The organism is Burkholderia sp. lig30 (assembly GCF_000687455.2).
GTDB lineage: Bacteria > Pseudomonadota > Gammaproteobacteria > Burkholderiales > Burkholderiaceae > Burkholderia.
The window spans coordinates 42416-59608 of the sequence record NZ_JGVW01000076.1 but is presented as its reverse complement, the minus strand read 5'-3'; the positions used below and the strand labels follow the sequence as shown (position 1 = coordinate 59608).

Genomic DNA, 17193 nt, shown 5'->3' with positions numbered 1-17193 from the left:
CAACATGTGGTGTGGCCACTTTCCCGCATAAGCGCTATTTATACTTCTCTTGGGTCACGCGATCACTTGGCGTTAACGCTATTCACCAGTGAGCCTCGATTGTGATCGCGCATGCGGGGGCTCCCACGCTCAAAAATGGCACGGGATGTTCGCGCAAGGCTCGTCCTTCGCGAGTTCGACGCTGGCCAGCGGGAGTATCTCGCCGATGGGCGCCGGCAGTGACGCTTCGGCGGTCGGGGGCAGTGCGATTCCGCCCCCTCCGTTCGGAGGAAAGGCGGTTGCTTGATTGCTGGATCATGCCATAGGTGACGATTGATATCGAACGGTCAACCAGACGTGTCGCAGCCCCCTGACGGTCGACTCGCTACGGAACGGTCGGACTCGATTCGCCACGCGGCCGTCAAAATCCGCCGTCTCCGTCCCTCAACGCGCTCTGGACGCACCGAGACGGCGTCCCGCAAATTGACGACACGGCGTTGGCAAACAAAGCTCAAGGCGAGATATCTTCCAGCGTCTTGTTGGACGTCTCCGTTATCTTGAAGGATACGATCGTCCCTACGGCAGCGACCAGGCAATACAGTGCGAATACACGCCCAATATGGTGTCCCGTCATCAATCCACCTACGAGTAGCGGGCCAACGATTGCCGCCACCCGCTGCCACGCCGTGCCAACACTGGTTCCAAATGCGCGGATGCGAGTCGGATAACACTCTGGTGTATAGACATACAGCGCCAACGCAGTCGTGTTGGCGAAGAAATAGCTCACGGATGCCAGCGCGACGATCACTGCGATGTTGGTCGAATATGCCGACAACGACGCGAGCACCGCGGCAGCACATCCGAACGCACCGATGAACCATACCTTGCGCCCCACAACATCGATGAGAAGAGCGCACGCGACCGTCCCGACGAGCCCCGCGACGTTTGTGATCAGGCTGAACCGTAGCGCTTCCTTGATCGGAACGCCGAACACTGAGCTATAGATTGTGGGAAGCCAGCTGACAAGCCCGTACACAACAAACGCAGAACAGAACCATAGAAGCCATACGACGACCGTGCGGCCAATATAGAAAGACGAAAATAGTTCGCCGAATCCGCTTCTCGATACATCCGTCGTGGTGCGCGGATGAATGTGAGCCAGGCCTGGATCTTGTGGCGGCGTGTCGCTGACGCCGCCATGCGACGCGCGCTCGATCAGTTCGATCACGGCCCTTGCGCGATCCACCTCGCCCTTTCTGATCAACCAGCGCGGCGACTCCGGAAGCAGCCGGGTCAGGAAGACAGCCAATATCGCGGGCAAGCCGCCGATGATGAACATGTATCGCCAACCGAGCGTCGGAACAAGCCACGAACCGACGAGCCCGGCAAATACCAGTCCAACCGGGAAAATGACTTCATACAAGAGGATAAAGCGACCCCGTTTATGCGACTTGGTCAGCTCGTTGATGTACGTAGCCGCAATCGGAACTTCGCCTCCCAGCCCGACTCCCTGGATCGCTCTAAACACCATGAGCATCACTACGCTGTTGGTCGCGGCACAAAAAAGGCTCGCCACGGAAAACAAGGCCACACTGATCGTCACCGTCGGAATCCGACCGATTCGCTCCGCCAGCGCACCCAGGATGAATGCTCCGGCAAACTGCCCCGCGAACCCGGCCGAAATGAGAAATCCGGCCTGCTGCGTGGTCAGATGCCATTCCCGAATAAGTGCCGGCAAGACAAATGCAATCGCCAGGATATCGAAAGCATCGAAAAACGTTGCGATCCCGACGATGATTCGCGTGCGAACGTGCCAGAAGGATGTAGGTATTCTTTCGAGCCTCGACACCAATGCTTCGGCGCCTGAGTTGGCGGTGCCTGAAAGTTCAGCTTTTTCGATGCGCATAGACATTTCGCTGTTTGAGTGAGGCGGTACTTCGGTACTGGCCACACTCGGATACTGGAAACTCGCGGGACGCACGACAGACGCGATGGTCCATCGCGTCTCCCGGCGCACAACCAGGTAGTGGCGCTTGCAGATGTCTTTCATTACCAAGCGACGACAAGCAGCGCCACGTCACGCCGTGTTTTTATGTCATAGGCGGCTTGCGACGCTGTTTCGCAAACTCACGAGCTGAGCAGCGGCGTCCTTGAGTGACAGGGTCTCGACGCCGATGGCGTTCAAGCGGCACTGAATTGCTTCGACCTCTTCGTCACGGGGCAGCGGCATCGGCGCGGTCATCAGAGGCGAATCGACCAAACCGCGAAGCCAGGACGCAATCTTGTACCGGATGTGAAGCCGTCCCCACTCCGAATAGATGTAATCATGCAGATCCCTGAGACCTCGATCCCAGATTGCCGTCGCAGCCACTACGTCATTGTTCTCCCACGCGTGGATGTGCTCAGCCATTGCCTCATAGGCATAACACCAAGAGCCGGAGATCGTGCCATCAAGTGCCCCGGTCGCAAGATTTTCGTGAAAATTCTGTGCCGCTGCGCCTAGCACTGCGACGTGCGGTGCCCGCTTTCTGAGGCCAAGGGTAATCGCTCGATAACCCTCGTAGTTGTAGGTCATTTTCCAGCCGACCACGTTCGGCACTTCTCGGCAGATCGCCAGCGTCGCTTCCAATGGCAAACCGATACCGTACTTGCTGGACGGAGCAGCAACAGGATGCGTGAAAATCGGCAGATCCACGGCGCGATCCTGCAAGCGAATCTGGTCAAGCCACACTTCCGGGTAGCGAACAGGATCCCAACTCGTCGTCACGTCCATTGCGCCACCAGGCGGGATCGCAAAAATCCCGCTTGCCCCGACAGCCTTCGCATCCCGCGCGACTTTGACGCACTCTGAAGTGGTCCATCCAAACGTTCCTGCGAGAACCGGCACTTGACCGCCTGCTTCTTCGAGCACGACCTCCAGTACACGTCGCTTCTCGGCCCTGGTCAGGTAAAAGACGTCGCCGGCTTCCGCGTTGGCGACTAAGCCACCACGCTCCGCAAATCCGGGACTCTTACAAAAGTAGCGGACAAGGCGCCGGATACCCTCTTCGTCAGGCTTGCCGCTCTGGTCGAGCGGCAGCACCAGTGCCACATGGAAACGGCGATTCAATTCGTAATTCATCAGGTCTCCGTCAGTTATCTCAGCAGTCGCCGCAGCAGCGAGGAGATCGCTTCCCGCAACCTTGCGCGCCAACCAATGTGCCAAGTATGTTTCCAGACGGAAGCGGAATCGAGACAATGTGGGTGATACCTTTGCATCACGGAGAATGAAGTGCTCAGAGACCTGAATTTGCTTTTTGTGTTCGAAGCGATGTGGAAATACCGCTCCGTCTCAGGGGCCGCTGAGTCGTTGGGCGTGACCCAGGCCGGCGTCAGCAACTCTCTGAAGCGCCTCAGGATGCAGTACAACGACAAATTGTTCACGCTCGTCGGCCGGGTGATGGATCCGACGCCGTTCGCCGTTTCCATTTCATCCCAGCTGCTCGATGCGCTCGATGCAATTCGTCAGACCGGCACGGAGTCCGATGTGTTCGAGCCGCTCACGGAGAAGCGAACATTCACGGTCAGGACCCGTGACGTCGGCGAAGTTGTTTGCTTTCCGGCCATCCTGGATGGCCTCCGCGAGGAAGCGCCACTGGTTCGCCTGCGGTCGACATTTTTGCCGCATGAGGAGACGCTGGCCGGTCTCGCCAAGGGGCGCATAGACCTCGCGATCGGACATCTTCCCGCGCTCCAGACAGACCTTCATCGTGTCCAGCTATTTGAGCAACGGCACGTTCTCGTCATGCGCCACGCCCATCCGGCCGCATCCCGGGACTTGACATCCCAAGCACTGGAGCGCCTCGAATTCGTGCTCGTCGAATATGAGGGAAGCGAACACCTGATCTTTGAGCGGGCGCTGATTGACAGTGGGGCACGGCCTCGGATCAAGCTCAGACTTCCCCAATTCATGTCCGCCGCGCACATCGTCTCCCGTTCGGATCTCGTTTGGCTCGCCCCTGAAACAATTGCCACCGCCGTCGCCGAAACCTACCCACTGGTCCTGAGGGAAAGTCCCTACGTCATCGAAAACGCGCCGATCTGCATGTACTGGCACGACCGATATCACAAGGATCCCGCGAACAAATGGTTCCGTGAGCTCATACGGCGCCATTGCTCTGCGCCACCTGGGTCGCGGAATCCCTGACGATGCGCATCCAATCGATTCTCACCCGATCGGCGGTCCGCCACCCTTGTCGATGGCGACGCTATAAAGGAGGTTGATAGCAAAGTATCACGTGCCATTTATGGGTTCGAACGGTCTTCATGTGTACTCTCGGCGTAGCTTGTCGTTCGGTCTTCACCGGCGCATCAGGCGATCAGCAGAACATAAGACATATCATGGAGACCTTTTTCGATGAAGAAGCGAGCCGCCTTATCTTTTCTTTTCTTCGCTTCGCTTTCACATGCGCAGAGCACCGTTACCCTGTACGGCTCGCTCGACGCTGGCGTTGCCTATCTGAACAATGTGCGTGGAAGCAGCACAGTTCTCGCGGAGAAAAGCAACCTCCAGCCGGACCGCTTTGGATTCAAGGGCGTCGAGGACCTCGGTGGCGGGTACAAGGCAATTTTCCAGCTTGAAACGGGCTTCTCGCCGCTAACGGGAGCACTGATCTCGAGCGGCACAATCTTCAACCGCCAGGCCTTCGTCGGCGTCGGAACACCCGTTGGCTACGTGACCTTCGGACACCAGCAGAATTTCAGCGAAGACATTCTCGATCTTTACAGTGCCGGGTTCCTCTTTGACAGCTTTTACGCGTTCCACCCGGGAAATCTGGACGATCTGGCCGACACATTCCAGTTCGACAATTCGGTGAAGTTCCGATCGCTGTCGTTCGGTGGCCTCAGCGTCGGCGCCATGTTTGGTTTTTCCAATGTTCCCGGTCAGTTTTCGACGGGCAGCAACTATAGCTTTGGCGTCAACTACATCAACGGTCCCGTCGAGGTCGGCGCCGCGTATTCGAACGAGCACAACCGATCCCTTAACCTTGCAAACGCCTTCGGCGTTTCGTCGTTCAATGGCGTGCCGGTCACCTCAACGTCTCTCTACGCGACAGACAAGGTACAAAACTGGGGTGTGGGCGGAACGTATCGCTTCACCAGCGCTCAGGTATACACCCTCTTTACGCAGACGAAGATCACGGCGCACGGCCGAACCGATAGCATGAACAACATCGACGCCGGGCTGAACTACCAGCTTAGTCCGTTCGATTTCATCAATGCCACGACGACCTATTCCAAGATTGGCCCGCACAAGTGGAACCTGTTCGGCCTGAACAACATTTACCTGCTTTCCAAGAGCACCCAGTTGTACGCGACCGTCTTGTACCAGAAGGCATCGGGGAATGGAACGGTCGCGGTACTTAACGGGTTCGGCCCATCCTCGACCAACAAGCAGGTTGCCGTTCTTGCCGGCATTCACCACTCGTTCTGACGGAGCATCACAACATCATGAAGCGCAAACTCGCATTTCTCATTGCCGCATGTGCAACAAGCCTCTCCGCACACGCGGAGAAAGAACCGACGCCGACCGTGGTTAATCCATCCGGGTATCGACACGGCCTTGGCGCAGAAAATCCGGCCGCATCGGCAAATCAGCCGGTTCCCCGCCCCAAGAAACCGAAGAAGGTCAAGCCCGCAAGCGCAGCGTCCATTCCGGGTGCAAGCGGTGCGGCAGAGTGACCGATAGGTCCGCAGTTCTTTAGTGGCAGTGACGCATCGGCGCGACGACCGATTGCCGGTATTCCCGAACATCGGTCGCCGCCCATGCTTTTCAAATGCCACTCCACTCAAAGAATCGTACCAATACGCCAAAGTCATTCACCGATTCTGCCAGGCCATGCCTCGGGTTCACGTCTCTTACGGCGCACGATCACACAACCAGGCGATCGCGCTTGCCTGCACGTCGCCTCCCCCAATATTCTGACATTACGGATTGCTACTGGCTACGCGTAGGCACCCGCACGGGGCTTACATGCATTGTCCGGGCCGCACCAACGATTTACGTCGACCGAAATGAAAAAAATCACCGCGACAATCAGCCGGAAGATGGTATGCCTCCATGGGGTGCTCGTCGCATCCTTGATCACGGTGAGTATCGCCGGCGCAATGGGCGTCGGCGTAGGGGGCACCGTGTCTCCGCATGGCAGGGCCGTACTTCCATGGGTGATCTTGCTCGGTGCCCTTGTGGGTTGCACCACATCCGTCTTTGGCGGACGACACCTGCATAGCCTTGTGTGCGGGGGATTGCGCCGCCAGCAGCGAAAATTTTCCGAGGTTGCAGATACGCTGGATTTGTCAAAGCGATCAGCAAGCCCGCGTCCGGATGAGTTCGGAAAATGCGCAATGGAGTTCGATCGCTTCATGCGCCGGATTGATGAAGCGATTCGGACAGTTCAACTATCGGTGGCAACTGCCAGTGTTGCAACACAACAGATTGCGGCCGGAAATACCGACCTTTCCTCGCGAACAGAAAAACAAGCCGCCTCGCTCGAGGAAACTGCAGCGAATGTCCGACGGATAACAGACGCAGTGTCCCAGAATGCATCTCACGCCCGTCACGCCCACACGCTGGCCGAGTCCGCGACCCACACGGCCGACTCCGGAAACAACACGGTTCAGGCGCTAGTGATCAGCATGGGTGATATGAGGCGAAGCGCGGCAAGGATCTGCGAAATCATCACAGTGATAGAGGGCATCGCATTCCAAACGAACATTCTCGCTTTGAACGCAGCAGTCGAATCAGCGCGCGCCGGCGAGCGAGGGCGTGGTTTCACGGTTGTTGCCGGCGAAGTTCGTACGCTGGCTCAACGGACCTCGGTGGCGGCCAAGGAAATTGAAACGCTCATCCAAACGACGACTGCGGCCATTGAGGCAAGTGCCGAACGGGCTGCCGATGCGGGTCGCGCAATCAATGAAGTACAACGAAAAATGACGCAAGTGGCGGGTGTCGTCGGCGAAATCTCGGCCGAATGCGAAGCACAGAGAGACGGCGTCCAGCGCATCGACCTGGCCGTGTCACAGATAGACGACGCAACCCAACAAAATGCCGCACTGGTCGAACAGGCCGCAGCCGCAACCCAGTCGCTTTCCGACCAAATGCACCAGGTGGGTCAGGTTGTAGATGTCTTCACTCTTTCGGCGTCGGAATGAGGAGAACCGCCGTACAGTCGGAGCACTGCTACGCGCGGTTCTCGTTCCGCTGGACGTTGTCGAGCCGACCGGTCGCCCCCACCGAAATCCCCAACCGAAAGTGGCCAGCACCAAGCTTCCTGTATGGATGCGCGCACGGCGGGGAGAGCCATCGATTGAGTAGAAGACACGTCTCGATTCGCTCCTTCTCTTAAGTCGAAACCGCTATCATGTGTGCAACACCACCAGAGGAGGAATACATGGCGACTTACAAGGAATTGAAAGCTCAAATGGACGCACTCGCCGCGAAAACCGAAGCTGCCCGCTTGGCAGAATTCCAAGCTATCGTCGACGACATCCGCGCCAAGGTCGCCGAGTACGGTATTACCGAGAAAGACATCTTCGGCGCTCGACGAGGCAGACCTGCAAAGAAGGCACCGGCACCGGTTGAGGCGAAGTACCGAGATCCCAAGACTGGCGCGACCTGGTCGGGCCGCGGGCGCGCGCCGGCATGGATCAAGGATGCCAAGAATCGCAATCGATTCCTGATTCAGGAATAGTTTCCTTCAATCACGCTCACTAGTGCACCGAAAGAAGGGTTCACCGTCAACCAACACTGCGAGGCCGCCTCCAACCCCGCGTGACCGCGTGTCCGGCCATGCAGGCGCAAGTCCAGGGGCCTTAAAAGGAATGGAACGTAAGGACTGTGTAGTGCGACAGCAATCCGAAGTGGATCGCGGGGCAACGGAAGTCGTCGCAACTCCTGCGGCCCTAGCGCTAACCCGGGCGATTGTGCCGATGCCAAAAAAGGCGGCGACAAATGCTCTCCAGATCCCGGGATTTTACCGAAGACAAGTCGGGAGTCCCTCGGCGCACGGTGAGACGGGCAGCACTAAACGCATTGATGGAAGGCATGCCATGAATCCAAGGGACCTCGACCTCAACCTGCTGACGGTTTTCGCGCAGCTTTATGAAGACCGCAAAGTTTCGCTGGCGGCTGAGAATCTCGGCCTATCACAACCGGCTGTCAGCAGTGCCCTTAAACGATTGCGCCGCTTGCTGAGCGATGAATTGTTTCTTCGCACGCCTCGCGGGATGCGACCAACCCCTTTGGCTGACCAACTAGCGGTGCCAATTACTAATGCACTCGCGATGATTTCGGAGAGTCTTTCGCGGCCACTAGATTTTGATGCCGCCACGAGCACTCGTCAGTTCACCTTCGCGATGACCGATATTGGTGAATTCAATTTTCTTCCACCATTAACGCAGAAACTAGCCACTGTTGCTCCTGGCGTAACTGTTAGCACTGTACGCAGCACGGCAGTCAATTTGAGATTCGAAATGGAAGAAGGCAAAGTCGATCTAGCCCTCGGCCACATCCCAGGACTCGCGACAGATTTTCATCGTCGCACGCTCTTCTCCCAACGCTATGTCTGCCTGTTTCGCAAAGGGCACGCCATGGACCGGGAGCATCCATTACTGGACGACTTCACTTCAGCAGACCATGCGGTGGTCATTTCGGCAGGAACGGGACATGGTCGAGCCGACGAACTGATAGAACGCGCCGGAATTCATCGTCGGATTCGACTACGCGTCCCGCACTTCGTGGCCCTGGCGGATATCTTGGAATCTTCAGATCTGATAGCGACAGTGCCAGAGACTTTCGCGAGAAGGAGTGTGAAACACTTCAATCTGCGGTATATCCCGCACCCGGTGGAGCTCCCGGCAATAGATATCAGTCTGTTCTGGCATTCGAAGTTTCACCGCGACCCGTCTAATCTCTGGTTGCGAGAACTTGTTGCACAGCACTTTCAGACCGTGAACGCCCCCCGCCCTGCATAACGCCTCCCCGGACGTAATCTACAAGCCAGTCAATGCCGGCCGAGCAACCTCCGGGGAGAAAATTTCCGAAAATTCCAGGGTAGGTCAGGACGGATGCTGCGCGGGCTCGCGAGTCGACCAGCGGCTCGCGCTGAATATTGCCGCCGACAACCTCGTGTGTATGGGTTCGCCAGGAGCAGTGCGTCCCGCGGTGCCATAAAAAAATGAATTCACGCAAAAGCCCATCTCGAACCATCGAAATTTTCTGAAACGGAGCCCAAATGCCTGTCTATCTGAATATCGTACCCGCTCGGCGAGCGGGAGAAGAAAATTTGATCGCCGCCGAGGGGTATTTCAGCAATGTTTTAGAGCCGATCAGTTTTTTCCTCAATCCATTGTCTCAAAGTTGACCACAAAATCTTCCGGTGGGGGTGCTTTGGCCCACACAGCAGTTACGTCTTCCGGGTCACCGTCAAGGATTTCCCAACCGCTATCATCCTCCGGAATCATGTCCATATCCCAGAACATTTCTACCAAGCTATTCCACGGATCTCGAATATAATGGAAAAAATTCGAACCAGCGACATGACGACCAAGACCAAAACAATCCTTATACCCAGCTTCGATCAGCGTGCGCGCACCAAGCTCAATCTCATCAATGCCGTCCACTTCAAAGCTTAGATGATGAAAACCCACGTGGCTGCTTTTCGCAAAAGCCAGGGTATGGTGGTCGCCACCATTAGAACAACGCAAAAATGAAATAATATCTCGAGACCGGTCAGACTCTTTCATGCCAAGCAAACGAGTATAAAAGTCAACCGATCTGCGCACATCCGGCGTGAATTTGATTAAGTGTCCAAGGCGACGAGGCCGTACCCTCTGAACCGCCATACCGGCCCCAAAGACGCGGTCTAGTTGACGACGATAATGACCTGGTGCATTAACCTCACGTGCAGCCTGACGCAGCGATGGAGCCGGCTCAGCTTCACGCAAATTAACCCAAAGGCCGTCCGGGTCCTGGAACCAAATTCCATCTTCTACACCGGGAAAGGGTGAATCCATCACTGTCACACCTGATCGACCAAGATTTCCTTTGGCAACCTTCATACCTTCTGCATTGGTACCAAACGATATATAGGTCAGCTTCTTTTTAGATCCCTCAATCAGACGAATCTGGTCGTTGGCACGATCAGCGCAGCGAAAAACCAGATCATTGCCCGAAGCAAAATGATCGAGACCAAAAATTTCGTAGAAGGCGCGCCCCACTTCAAGATTTGGGACAGTCACGCCTACGTGATGAAGCGAACGAATCATTGCCAATCTCCTCTTTTTTATTCATGGAGCATGATGCCAAACCATCAGATTTGTTTCTGCGCGTCAAGACATAACGGCTGCATGGCGTTGCCGGCACTTTTAAAATTCACGCATCTAATTCGACAAACTCTTCATAGAAGCCAAGCTTGCGGTGCATCGGTGCGTCATCCGCCATAAACAGGTACGCGGGCAAGCTACTGGACGGGTTGGCGAGGACAATTTCAGCATGCGTCGGAGCCGCGAAGGTGTCCGACTCAGAGAAGGTATGGGCGATGCCATCAATCAACGCAGCCCCTTCACCTTCCACGACATGGAAAACAGATGACGCAGAGCGACGTACCAGTCGGCGCTCTTCTCCAGGGCGAAGCATAATGGCCGAGAAACCCAAGGTCGGCAGACATTCCTGGCCGGTTTCCGGATTAATGTACGCAACATGTACCAACTGGTCTCTCGGTGTCACACCGGCCAACTCGGAGAGAGTCTGCTTCACCTGGCGCCACGGGAAACGCAGCATGGGGTAAGTCTCGCGTGGCAAGGCCAGTGCGGAATACGGCACGACGCCCCCTTGCCGGAAGCGGGCAACCGAGGTGTTTTCGGGGTCGGTAATCTTCTGTGAGTTGCCCTCCGTGCAGTAGGAAGCTTCCATGCCATAAACAAGAGGCAGGTCAAGGGCATCAAGCCAAACGACAGGATCATTCCCCTCATGCCCATGCTCGTGCCAAAGACCCGGTGGCGTCAGGATAAGGTCCCCCTTTTCCATGGGCAGTCTCTCGCCACGAACAACGGTGTACCCCCCCTTACCTTCGATGACGAAGCGTACAGCTGACGGGGAATGCTTATGACAGGGAGCACTCTCCCCAGGCAAAATGAGTTGCAGGCCAATATAAATGCTTGGAGTAGCCCGCAGGGTTTCCAGTCCGAGGCCGGGGTTACACAAGACGAGAACCCTGCGTTCAGCCTTCTCAATCGGAGTCAGCTCGCCAGCACGCATGAGCTGTGGGCGGATATCAGCATAGCGCCACAGGGTCGGCTTGGTATTATGGACCGGCCGGCCGTAAGGCAACGCGGCACGAAGTGACGGCCAGAGCGGCATCAGGTTGGAGCTTTTAAGCCCGTTGTAGTAATCGATCGGCAGATCTTCAATGCGACCAAGTTCGTCATTCATACGTGTCTCCTTTGTACGAAAATTTTCAGGCACTTGCTACCGGCTCCCTGTTGACGATCCGGCACCCAAGGGAAACAGGTTGGGAATATGTCAAGGCAGCCGGGAAGCACCGGGCTGGTTAAAAATGATCCATACCGCAACATTTAATTCAATCTTTTTTGAGGCAAATCGAGAGGCAACCCGACGACTAACGGATCGAGTTGGATGTGGTCAATTATTTGCATGCGTACGCCACAGGGTACGCACACATATCGCAAGAATTAATTTTACTTAGTCGACAACAAGCAAGGCATCCAGAGCAAGGGCGCCTTTATCATCAACTCGAAGAGGATTGATCTCTATTTCCAGGACTTCGGGGTGTTCGACTAAAAGGCGGCTAACTGCTGTTGCTACCTGCGTGATGGCCACACGATTGACTACCGGCATGTGACGAAAACCATCGAGGAGCTTGCGTCCTTGCAGACTGTCCAGCATTTCGCTGACATCGCTGGCCGACAGCGGTGCCAAGCGAACCGCAGTATCGGCTAGCGCTTCTGTGAAGATACCGCCGATGCCAACCATTACGCACGGTCCCCAGGAGGGATCACGGACACCGCCAATAATCAACTCAACTCCAAGCGGCGCCATCTGCTCGACGAGGAAGCCGGCTGGCGACTGAGTGGGGATACGCTCGATAGCGTCGAGTGCTTTATTAAAGTCCGCAAGATTGGCGATGTTTAGATGGACACCACCGGCCTCTGTTTTGTGCGTGATCTCCGCAGAGGCAATCTTGACCACAACCGCCCCTCCAATTTCATGGAACGCTGACACTGCTTCTTCGCGATTGACACACAACCGGCGCTGAGGAGTAGCGATTCCGTATTCTGCCAGCAATGCCTTGGCTCGATCTTCATCGAAATTTCCTTGCAGCCTCGCATATCCCTTCTCTGTGCCTACTTGCTTCGCATCTTCCCTTTCTATCCGGTAACGAGCTTTCGCATCGGCTGCCAGGATGGAGGCAGCCCAGACTAAACGCTCTGGACTTTCGACCATCGGCAGCCCCTTCTCCGCCAACTGGGTTCTCGTTAAGTCGGTATCGCCAGCAATCCCGAGCGTTCCAAAAATAATGGGTTTACCAACTGTTTTCACAACTGGAGGGAGTACCTTCACGGGATCAAGCACTGATGGTTCGTGCAGACCGAAAACGAGGACCGCATCAATTTCTTCATCTCGAGCCACTACCCCCACGATTTCAGCGAACGTTGGCCCTGGCCGGCCTGTATCGACTGGATTCTTTATAAAGGTCAGTGGCGGAAGCAGGTCTTTCACAATTGAGAGCGTGTTGGGTCCAAGGGGAGGCAGCTCAAGCCCATTGCTTTTTAGACCATCGGCAATCAGGAGGCCCGGCCCGGCCTGGCCGGTAACGAGAGCAAAACCAGCCTTCTCCTTGGGAGGAAGACGCCCGTCTTTGAGGATTGCTGCACCTTGGGCCAAAGCCTCTGTCGAATCGACCACGACGGCACCCGCTTGAGTCAGGCTCGAGACTGTACGCTTATGCGATCCCATCAAATTACCGGTGTGGGAGACGGCGAACTCCCCAATATCCGAGCGGCCGGCCACCAATGCAACTACAGGTTTCTTGGCGGTAACTCGGCGCAACGTGTCATACAATTCCCTGCCCTTTGGAACCCCTTCAAGGTGGAGGGCAATTGCGTCAGTGTTGGGATCGTCGCCCAGCCAATCGAGTACATCCGCCGCGGCTACGTCGACCGCGTTACCCAGGCCCGCCGCGAACGATACGCCTTGCCCCAGACGGTCAATGAGAAAACTGATAGCAAGATTGACCCCGCCCGACTGTGCGACGACCGCGATTTGTCCTTTTCGCAATTGATTGGCGCCGGGGACGAAACTTGCCATGCAGTTCACATGGGGGTTGATGAACCCTGATGTGTTCGGCCCTAGTAGCCTTAGACCCGTTCTCTGGCAAATTTCCTGCAAACGCTCTTGCAAGCGTGCACCGGATTCACCGGTCTCTCCAAACCCGCCCGAGATGATAAAAATGCCGCCAACGCCACATGCGGCTGCTTCTTCCGCAACGGTGACGCAATGCTCAGCGGGTATGGCAAGTATGGCCAGGTCTACAGGCTCAGGAATCTCGGTCAGGCTGGAGTAGCAGGAGATACCCTGGATATTTTTTTCGCGAGGATGAACCGCTACGAGGCGACCAGGGAAATTTTTGAGTGATTGCAGCGCCTGAGATCCAGCCTTCGCTGGATCGGAAGAGGCTCCGATGACGGCAATGGACTTTGGTGCGAAGAGACGCTCCAGGTTTTTGCGTCGTGTTTCGAATGGACCCGATCTGTTGAACATACGACTTCCTATTTATGTGCGGTCGATAGCGGCGAAAAAAGTGCAGGCATTCTTGCGCCCGCACTCTTTCGACACCAGAGATTTAGGTATTCGCCACGATTTCCGGGTGGAGCTGTTCATACTCGGCGGCCAATTTCGGATCGCGCCGGCGCACTTCCGCGTGATTGACTCGCCCGGTACGGGTCATGTAGCTGTAGGCAAAATCAACAGGGGCGAGCTTCATTAGCTCGTCCATCTTTTCGTACCAGCGCAGGCTGATATTGGCGGCATCCCAAATCTTTTTCATCGGCGGCTCGCGCAACTCCTGGTAACAGGCCAGGGCCTCTTTGACGTTATTACCCTTTTCGTTGAAAGACTTGAAAAGAGCTACCGCATCCTCCATCGCGAGGCGGGTACCGGAACCAATGGAAAAGTGTGCGGTACGCAGTGCATCGCCGACCAGTACGACATTGTCAAAACTCCACTGGCTGTTCCAGATTGCCGGGAACTGCCGCCAGTACGAATTGTTGGAAATGATACGATGACCGTCCAAATCTTTAGCGAACACCTTCTCGCAATAGAGGATGGTGTCTTCGGCATCCATGTGCTCAAAGCCGGCCCGTTTCCACGTCTCCTCCTCAACCTCGACCAGGAACGTGCTCATGGTCGGACTGTAGCGATAGTGGTGTGCGCAGAAAACGCCTTCGTCTGTTTCGCGGAAGGTCAACGACAGGCTGTCGAAAGTTTTACTAGTGCCATACCACATGAAGCGGTTCGGACGCCAATCATAGGTTGATCCGAACTTGTCCTCGTTCTCGGTACGTATCCAGGAGAAGGCACCATTGCTTGCCACGATCAGGTCAGCGTCCCCGACGTCCTGAAGGGAGGTGATTTCAGTCTCGAAATTGATCTGCACCCCCAGTTTCTCGACGAATTCATACATGAGGGTCAGCATTTCCAGGCGCCCGATTGCTGCGAAGCCATTACCGGCAATCGGAATGCGTGTATCGTTGTGTACGATGGTGAGATCCGGCCAGGTCTGCATGTGAGGTGTGAGGTACTGGTACATATCCTCGTCATCTGCACGCAGAAACTCCAGGGCGCGGTCAGAAAATACGACACCGAAACCCCACGTAGCATCACGAGGACTACGCTCGTAGATGATGATGTCGTGACTCGGGTCATGGCGTTTCATTAATGAAGCAAAATACAGACCTGCCGGGCCACCACCAATAATTCGAATTTTCATTTGACGCGCTCCTCTGATTAGACAAATCTTATAATTGCCGACCCCAACTTATTCGCCAGCCATTTTTTTAACGATCATTTCCCGCAACTCCCGCTTCAGAATTTTTCCGACCAGGCTGGTCGGAAACTCATCAACAATCTCCAGGCGCTCGGGAAGTTTGAAACTCGAAATCCGCTGCTTCTTTAGAAATTCGATAAGCTCGTCGAAAGTCAGGCTTTCCCCGGGCTTCAGTGATACGTAGGCGCAGGCCTTTTCACCGAAGACAGGATCCGGCATGGCAACAAGAGCAACCTGATGCACCTTTTGCAACTTGAAAATAAGGTTCTCAACTTCCTCGCAGCTGATTTTTTCGCCACCACGGTTAATCAGATCCTTCGTTCTTCCTTCTGCGAAGACATAACGCCCTTGTTTGCGGCAGATATCACCCATGCGGTAAAAACCATCAGCAGTGAACGCCTCCTTGTTCTTTTCATCGGCGTTGTAGTAGCCTTGGATGGTATAAGGGCCTCGCGTTACCAGCTCCCCAGCCTCGCCATCCGGTAATTCATTTCCTTCGTCATCGATGATCTTGATTTCATCTGCATCGCAAACCGGGGATCCTGAGCTCTCGAGCAGAAGATCATCGGGATCGTCGAGGCGAGTCATGTTGATGAGCCCTTCAGCTGTCCCATAGATTTCCTGTGGGATGCAATGCAATTCGGCTCGAATGCGCTGGCGCAATTCTGGCGCCAGTCGAGCTCCGCCATTCTGGATGACTTTGAGTGAAGAAAGGTCATGGCACGCAGGGATGCCGGAACTCAGCCAGCTCGTAATCAGCGGGACGGCCGTGGCAATAGCAGTGACGTGATACTGCTCGACAAGCGGGAAGACAACTTCTGCATCTCCGGAAGGGGAGATTAGGACCGTGCCGCCGTAATAGAAAACACCCAGCATGCCCGGTGCTGCGAGATTGTAGTTGTGCCCAAGTGGCAAGATGGCCATAAAAACCGTATCAGGGCCAAACCCGGCCGCCTCTGCGCATAGCCTTGCATTCAAGACATAATCGTTATGAGTTCGCGGGATGAGTTTCGACATCGAGGTTGTCCCGCCTGACAACAGCATGGTCGCGACATCACATGGATCTGGATGGACTTCGGCGAGGCCTCTGGATCTTTCTTCCCGCGATGTGGTCCGGTCGATCAGGTTCAACAGCGAAATCTGGCCATCCAGCGGACGACCAAGGACAAAAACCGTCTTCAGCGTCGAACACTCCAACTGCACGTCTTTGGCCATCTGCCGATAGTCGAAGCGATGGAATTCGTCTGGAATCATGTAGCCGACTGCACCGGAGGCATTGATGAAGTGGCAAATTTCAGTGTGCCGATGCGCCCTCAGGGCCAACACCGGAATCGCGCCGATTCGCGTCAGGGCCAGATATGAAATGACAAATTCAATGGAATTAGGAAGCTGCATGACGATACGGTCATGCTTCTTGATTCCCACACCGACAAGGCGATATGCCAAGCAATCAACCTTGTCTCGAAGATCACTATAAGTAATTAGTCGATCATCGTGAATGACAGCCGCCTTGTCTGGGTAACGATCAGCAGAGGCATACACCATATCGCTTACAGTTCGGTTTTCCCAATATCCGTTAGCAATATATTTCTCTGCCAGCTCTGAAGACCACGGAATAAATCCCTCCAGCATCGCCAATATCTCCTCTCGAGTAATGCACGCGTTCTTAGTGTGTGATTACTCTAGGCGGGAACGCCTTGACGAGCCAGCAGGGGGGACGAATGTTCGATATAAATGGCATGAATAATGGGCGAAGCAGAATGTGAAGCGCCCTGTCACTATCTTCTTGCCACGATAATCGGGGCTTAAGCCAGCCAGGCCCGATATGATTCCCGCCCCAGTCGCCCATGATCCCGGGGCGTTGTCGCCGGGCCTCGCGGGTGGCCGGTGGATCGCCTATAGAAGTTTGGCCGGAATTTCCCACCCCTGTCCGTAACGTGGATGCCGGGACTTGCCACCATTGTTGCAGGCCAAGCCGTTCAATCTGCATAGCCTGCGATGCAAGAGACTCAACAACATGACGCCGTCGATGTCTTCGTCGGTGTCGACGTCGGTAAAAGGCCTGCATCACGCCGTTGCGCTCGATCGGAACGGCATGCATCGACCCAAT

The 17193-nt window shown here is 55.5% G+C and carries 13 protein-coding genes; 6 read left to right on the top strand and 7 right to left on the bottom strand.

What is annotated here, in order from left to right; all coding sequences use genetic code 11:
- Positions 1-490: 490 nt before the first annotated feature.
- Complete coding sequence (locus tag LIG30_RS12605; protein ID WP_083494015.1) at positions 491-2029, bottom strand: MFS transporter; 1539 nt, start codon at positions 2027-2029, stop codon at positions 491-493.
- Positions 2030-2074: 45 nt separating this feature from the next.
- Entirely contained in the window at positions 2075-3100 is a 1026-nt protein-coding gene (locus LIG30_RS12600; RefSeq protein WP_083494025.1) for a dihydrodipicolinate synthase family protein, read from the bottom strand.
- Positions 3101-3250: 150 nt separating this feature from the next.
- On the opposite strand from LIG30_RS12600, the gene LIG30_RS12595 reads away from it, so the two are divergent.
- The 6 genes from LIG30_RS12595 (at position 3251) to LIG30_RS25290 (ending at position 8991) form a co-directional block, all read left to right on the top strand.
- On the top strand, positions 3251-4165 hold the full coding sequence (locus LIG30_RS12595; protein ID WP_038712607.1) for a LysR family transcriptional regulator: 915 nt from the start codon (positions 3251-3253) through the stop codon (positions 4163-4165).
- Between the two features lie 210 nt (positions 4166-4375).
- Complete coding sequence (locus tag LIG30_RS12590) at positions 4376-5452, top strand: porin (RefSeq protein WP_038712606.1); 1077 nt, start codon at positions 4376-4378, stop codon at positions 5450-5452.
- A gap of 17 nt (positions 5453-5469) precedes the next feature.
- Complete coding sequence (locus LIG30_RS26260; protein ID WP_152986078.1) at positions 5470-5700, top strand: hypothetical protein; 231 nt, start codon at positions 5470-5472, stop codon at positions 5698-5700.
- Positions 5701-6033: 333 nt separating this feature from the next.
- On the top strand, positions 6034-7170 hold the full coding sequence (locus LIG30_RS25295; protein ID WP_083494014.1) for a methyl-accepting chemotaxis protein: 1137 nt from the start codon (positions 6034-6036) through the stop codon (positions 7168-7170).
- Between the two features lie 239 nt (positions 7171-7409).
- Positions 7410-7709: an H-NS histone family protein gene (locus LIG30_RS12580; protein ID WP_038712603.1), complete on the top strand. Its 300-nt coding sequence runs from the start codon at positions 7410-7412 to the stop codon at positions 7707-7709.
- A gap of 358 nt (positions 7710-8067) precedes the next feature.
- The gene (locus LIG30_RS25290) at positions 8068-8991 is read left to right on the top strand and encodes a LysR family transcriptional regulator (RefSeq protein ID WP_083494013.1); all 924 of its coding nucleotides are present in this window, start codon (positions 8068-8070) and stop codon (positions 8989-8991) included.
- A gap of 366 nt (positions 8992-9357) precedes the next feature.
- Here LIG30_RS25290 and LIG30_RS12575 read toward each other — a convergent pair whose 3' ends face one another.
- The 5 genes from LIG30_RS12575 to LIG30_RS12550 all read right to left on the bottom strand — a co-directional run bounded on the left by LIG30_RS12575 (position 9358) and on the right by LIG30_RS12550 (position 16715).
- Positions 9358-10284 carry a VOC family protein gene (locus tag LIG30_RS12575; RefSeq protein WP_038712602.1) on the bottom strand — a complete coding sequence of 309 codons (927 nt, stop codon included), beginning with the start codon at positions 10282-10284 and terminating at the stop codon, positions 9358-9360.
- A gap of 106 nt (positions 10285-10390) precedes the next feature.
- The gene (locus tag LIG30_RS12570) at positions 10391-11449 is read right to left on the bottom strand and encodes a cupin domain-containing protein (RefSeq protein ID WP_038712600.1); all 1059 of its coding nucleotides are present in this window, start codon (positions 11447-11449) and stop codon (positions 10391-10393) included.
- Between the two features lie 270 nt (positions 11450-11719).
- Entirely contained in the window at positions 11720-13798 is a 2079-nt protein-coding gene (locus LIG30_RS25285; protein ID WP_083494012.1) for an acetate--CoA ligase family protein, read from the bottom strand.
- Between the two features lie 82 nt (positions 13799-13880).
- Positions 13881-15026 (bottom strand): FAD-dependent monooxygenase, encoded by a 1146-nt coding sequence (locus LIG30_RS12555; RefSeq protein ID WP_038712598.1) that lies wholly within the window; start codon positions 15024-15026, stop codon positions 13881-13883.
- Between the two features lie 48 nt (positions 15027-15074).
- A complete protein-coding gene (locus LIG30_RS12550; RefSeq protein WP_038712596.1) occupies positions 15075-16715 on the bottom strand; it encodes a (2,3-dihydroxybenzoyl)adenylate synthase in 1641 nt (546 codons plus the stop codon).
- Positions 16716-17193 lie beyond the last annotated feature (478 nt).

What these genes read in the sequence shown, in the direction of transcription:
- LIG30_RS12570 (WP_038712600.1), bottom strand. Translation starts at nt 11,449, where the DNA reads ATGAATGACGAACTTGGTCGCATTGAAGATCTGCCGATCGATTACTAC.
- LIG30_RS12600 (WP_083494025.1), bottom strand. Translation starts at nt 3,100, where the DNA reads ATGAATTACGAATTGAATCGCCGTTTCCATGTGGCACTGGTGCTGCCG.
- LIG30_RS12605 (WP_083494015.1), bottom strand. Translation starts at nt 2,029, where the DNA reads ATGAAAGACATCTGCAAGCGCCACTACCTGGTTGTGCGCCGGGAGACG.
- LIG30_RS25285 (WP_083494012.1), bottom strand. Translation starts at nt 13,798, where the DNA reads ATGTTCAACAGATCGGGTCCATTCGAAACACGACGCAAAAACCTGGAG.
- LIG30_RS12575 (WP_038712602.1), bottom strand. Translation starts at nt 10,284, where the DNA reads ATGATTCGTTCGCTTCATCACGTAGGCGTGACTGTCCCAAATCTTGAA.
- LIG30_RS26260 (WP_152986078.1), top strand. Translation starts at nt 5,470, where the DNA reads ATGAAGCGCAAACTCGCATTTCTCATTGCCGCATGTGCAACAAGCCTC.
- LIG30_RS12580 (WP_038712603.1), top strand. Translation starts at nt 7,410, where the DNA reads ATGGCGACTTACAAGGAATTGAAAGCTCAAATGGACGCACTCGCCGCG.
- LIG30_RS25295 (WP_083494014.1), top strand. Translation starts at nt 6,034, where the DNA reads ATGAAAAAAATCACCGCGACAATCAGCCGGAAGATGGTATGCCTCCAT.
- LIG30_RS12550 (WP_038712596.1), bottom strand. Translation starts at nt 16,715, where the DNA reads ATGCTGGAGGGATTTATTCCGTGGTCTTCAGAGCTGGCAGAGAAATAT.
- LIG30_RS12555 (WP_038712598.1), bottom strand. Translation starts at nt 15,026, where the DNA reads ATGAAAATTCGAATTATTGGTGGTGGCCCGGCAGGTCTGTATTTTGCT.
- LIG30_RS25290 (WP_083494013.1), top strand. Translation starts at nt 8,068, where the DNA reads ATGAATCCAAGGGACCTCGACCTCAACCTGCTGACGGTTTTCGCGCAG.
- LIG30_RS12590 (WP_038712606.1), top strand. Translation starts at nt 4,376, where the DNA reads ATGAAGAAGCGAGCCGCCTTATCTTTTCTTTTCTTCGCTTCGCTTTCA.